The organism is Rhodohalobacter sp. (assembly GCF_041686455.1).
Taxonomy (GTDB): Bacteria; Bacteroidota; Rhodothermia; order Balneolales; family Balneolaceae; genus Rhodohalobacter.
The window spans coordinates 1-3,454 of record NZ_JAWLDW010000190.1; the positions used below are offsets into that span (position 1 = coordinate 1).

4 protein-coding genes and 1 pseudogene are annotated in these 3,454 nt (G+C 39.8%); all 5 read right to left on the reverse strand.

Annotated elements, in window-relative coordinates:
* Positions 1 to 136: 136 nt before the first annotated feature.
* The gene (locus ACESM0_RS13335) at positions 137 to 385 is read right to left on the reverse strand and encodes a GIY-YIG nuclease family protein (RefSeq protein ID WP_372906697.1); all 249 of its coding nucleotides are present in this window, start codon (positions 383 to 385) and stop codon (positions 137 to 139) included.
* A 143-nt stretch (positions 386 to 528) separates the two neighbouring features.
* Positions 529 to 933, reverse strand: coding sequence for a type II toxin-antitoxin system VapC family toxin (locus ACESM0_RS13340; protein WP_372906698.1), 405 nt, complete (start codon positions 931 to 933; stop codon positions 529 to 531).
* Positions 930 to 1,169 (reverse strand): FitA-like ribbon-helix-helix domain-containing protein, encoded by a 240-nt coding sequence (locus ACESM0_RS13345; RefSeq protein WP_372906699.1) that lies wholly within the window; start codon positions 1,167 to 1,169, stop codon positions 930 to 932. Before ACESM0_RS13345 ends, ACESM0_RS13340 begins: the two co-directional genes overlap by 4 nt.
* A gap of 202 nt (positions 1,170 to 1,371) precedes the next feature.
* Complete coding sequence (locus tag ACESM0_RS13350) at positions 1,372 to 2,589, reverse strand: PQQ-binding-like beta-propeller repeat protein (RefSeq protein WP_372906700.1); 1,218 nt, start codon at positions 2,587 to 2,589, stop codon at positions 1,372 to 1,374.
* Positions 2,590 to 3,166: 577 nt separating this feature from the next.
* Positions 3,167 to 3,454, reverse strand: a pseudogene (locus ACESM0_RS13355) (hypothetical protein); the annotation flags it as partial.

Sequence of the window (3,454 nt, forward strand, 5' to 3'; positions counted from 1 at the left end):
CACATTCTGATAAACATCCCCCTCTATCCCCCTTTGATAAGGGGGACTTTCACATTCAATATTCAATAATCGAACTTAGGTAATAAGAGTCAACAAAATATGAACATTGGTGCTGCAAAAACATGCTTCGCAGACTTCAACACTCAATCAACGCTTCCTTCTCCTGCTTAGAAAACTGCTTAATCTCGTACTCCCTCTTACAGGCGGCTGAACGATTCAAATGCGGTTCTATATATACCACTTCTTCGGGATCGTGAGCCCGTAAATATTTCGCCCCGGTCCCCTGCCGGTGCTGATGCCAGCGCCTGATCATATGATTTGTACTCCCGGTATAGAGATTGCCGTTCGTGCACCGGATCATGTATGTAAACCAGGATGTACTCAATGAGTTATTGGATTGTATGTAGGACCATAACGGTATGGTGTTTCTGCTACCGGGCGACCAACTCAAAAGTTGAGAAAAAATCTGAACATGCTAGCAGGCTCATCTTTTGCACGCAAAGCGATACATTTAGTTCTGTGGTGATATTATGTGTTAAGTACATCCGATGGTTTCGCACATCGCTCAGGAAACGAACGAAGGATTTGCTTATCCATAGTTATCAGTTTGGTATCCAGATCATCTGCTAGACTGATGAATTCACAGTCATAGGAAGAACAATCAGATTTTTCAGAAAAATTATAAACCTGAACGGAGTTTACATGAAACTCCCGATCTTTCATTTGATTTTCTGCTTTTTCAGAGATTTGTAGTGCTTCCGACAGACCGATGAGTTTTTTCCTCATATAAAGAATAACAACATTCCTGAACTCACTTTTCCACAAAACCGGAGCAACCCAATCCGGATCCCATTGAAACAGTTGCTCACAAAGTTCAGTATGGTCTGATGGTAACCAAAAGTGGGCCAGGATATTTGTGTCAACTACTATCATAGCCTGCCTTGATCAATGGCATCCTGGATCTCTTCAGAAGAGAGGCTTCCTTTCACTTTTCTTCTCATCATCCGTGCCTGACGAAGAATTTCATCAGAAGAAACACGCTGCGGCTCAACGGATCGCTCCAGACAGGCGATAATTTCGCTGTTCATACTGCGATGTTGGGCTTCTGCCTGCTGCTTTAACTTTTTGTAAATAGGCTCCGGTATATTTTTGACTGTGATACTTGGCATAACCTTTTAAGTTTCGTTATGGTGTAAATATGAAACTAACCTATAAGGATAAATATTGCAAGAGGGTAAGCCATATAACGGTTTGGCAATTCTGCTGCGGGTCTACCAAATTAAAAATCGAGGAGCTTACTTGAACCCGTCAGCAGGAATTGCTGGTTATGCTTCGATGTAGTTAAGATGATGTAAGATTCATTCTTTAGATTCATTCTAATGCAATAATTTCATTTCCCATCGTGCCAATATATAATTTACCATCCTGAATAAATGGTGATGATGTTCCAATAGGATGATTGCTTTTGTATTTCCAAATCAAACTACCGTCCGATGTTTTAAGCGCATATACATAGTTGTCATCGCTACCAAAATATACTGCATTATCTGTTACAGCCGGGGAAGAGCCTATTTTATCATCCGTTTCAAATAACCAATTTAAAGAGCCATCTTCCAAGTTAACTGAATATAAATTACCATTGAGGCTTCCAATAAATACTGAATTCTTCGACACTGCAGGAGATGAGATTCTTGGGATCCATTCATTTATATTTTGAGACTTTAAATCAAATCTCCAATTTTCAGAACCATCCTCAACATTCAATGAGTACAAGTAATCGTCGTTGCTTGCAAAGATTACAGAGTTGTTTTCAACTGCCGGGGTGGAGTATATTTTTCTTCCTGTTTCGAATGACCATTTTAAACCTCCGCTAGTTGCATCCAATGCATATAAAGTTCCATCCCAGCTGCCAAAAAATAGAACTCCATTATGATAAGCAGGAGATGAACGAAGTCCGCCTTCAGGTGAAAAATTCCATACCTCCTCTCCAGTTTGAGTATCTAATGCATAGAACTTACTTTTGGTTTTGATTGAATCTGTTTTGTAGGCAAGTCTGGAATAACCATAAGTGTCAATACTTCCGAAATATATATGGTTTTCAACCACTAATGGAGCAGCGAAAACAACACCTTCTGTTTTAATTTTCCATTTTTCGGAGCCGTCAAGATTTAATGCATATAAGTGTTTGTCTGCATTACCTACAAATAAGAGTTTGTTTGCAATGGCAGCTGAAGATCTAAAGAAACCTGTAGAGTCTGATCGCCATTTTTCAGTACCTGTTGTAATATCTATTGCATAGAGATGATCAGCTGATGAACCCAAATATAGCGTGGAATCATATACAATAGGTGAAGCTTCAATTCTGTTTTTTTCAGTTTCAAAACTCCATAGTTTTTTGACTTGATCGTTAACTGGACCGTAATCGTTAAAATACCCTGTTCTATTGGCATCTACTCTGAAAAGAACTGAACCATTTTGATCTTCAATCTCATGTACCGATTGTGCTACTGCAAGTTGATTATTTGAAACGTTAAAACCTGAGATCGAAAAAATGATGTATAGAGTGAATAGTTTTTGCCATTTAAACATTGTTATCAATTTTATGAATTTGAATAAAGAAGCATAACATATATTTACCGGCACTATTTTAAATACCGACTTTTTCCGATAATCATAAAGAGTTATAATTAAACGTTTTAGTGCTAATCCTTTATCCGAAGTACATTTATTCAACCAAATATAATGTCAGAATAAAACGACGATACCCATCCAATCCGCGGCCTTACCTCTTGCTTCTTTCCTCTCGGTTACCGCTGTGTGCTATTATCATCCGGTGGGAAAATCTCTTGTCTGCTTCTTTGTCAATCGGATGATCGTACTTGGTAAATATTTTAAACATCTGTTCGAGCAGAAATCAGACATGGTATTTCTGTTCCTCTCCAATACCATTGCTGCAAAAATAACATCCATGGAAATCCTATCCAGAATACTACTCCTGATAGAAATACCATGTCTTAGGCTTCTAAAACTTCTCAACTCCGCTAACGCTGCGCTCTCCGAAAACAATCGGAGCACAGCGCAGTGACGTTTAAATTGAGTCAGAAAAAACAACCCGGCAGACTTTCGATCTACCGGGCTGAAAAAGACTAGTCTATCGATTGCTAAATCAGGAGCACCCAGTCGTAGATCCGCACGTTATGCACTTCTGGCATGTCCCATTACGGATCATCGTCATGCTCCCGCACTCGGGGCAAGAGTCGCCTGTATAACCAAGCTGTTTAGCTCGATCGTAGTCGCTTTCTGCTTCGTCTTCAAGTTCTATCTTAGCTGCACCTTCGGTCTCCGTTACCGGATGTTTCTTCTGATGTACTTTTTTCGCTACCTGCTCTTCAAGTTCATCCTCTTCGGATGGACGCAGTTTCCGGGTCATAATCTCTTCGGGAGAGACATGAGC

Coding starts and splice junctions, on each gene's coding strand:
- ACESM0_RS13340 (WP_372906698.1), bottom strand. CDS start 933: ATGATAGTAGTTGACACAAATATCCTGGCCCACTTTTGGTTACCATCA.
- ACESM0_RS13345 (WP_372906699.1), bottom strand. CDS start 1,169: ATGCCAAGTATCACAGTCAAAAATATACCGGAGCCTATTTACAAAAAG.
- ACESM0_RS13350 (WP_372906700.1), bottom strand. CDS start 2,589: ATGTTTAAATGGCAAAAACTATTCACTCTATACATCATTTTTTCGATC.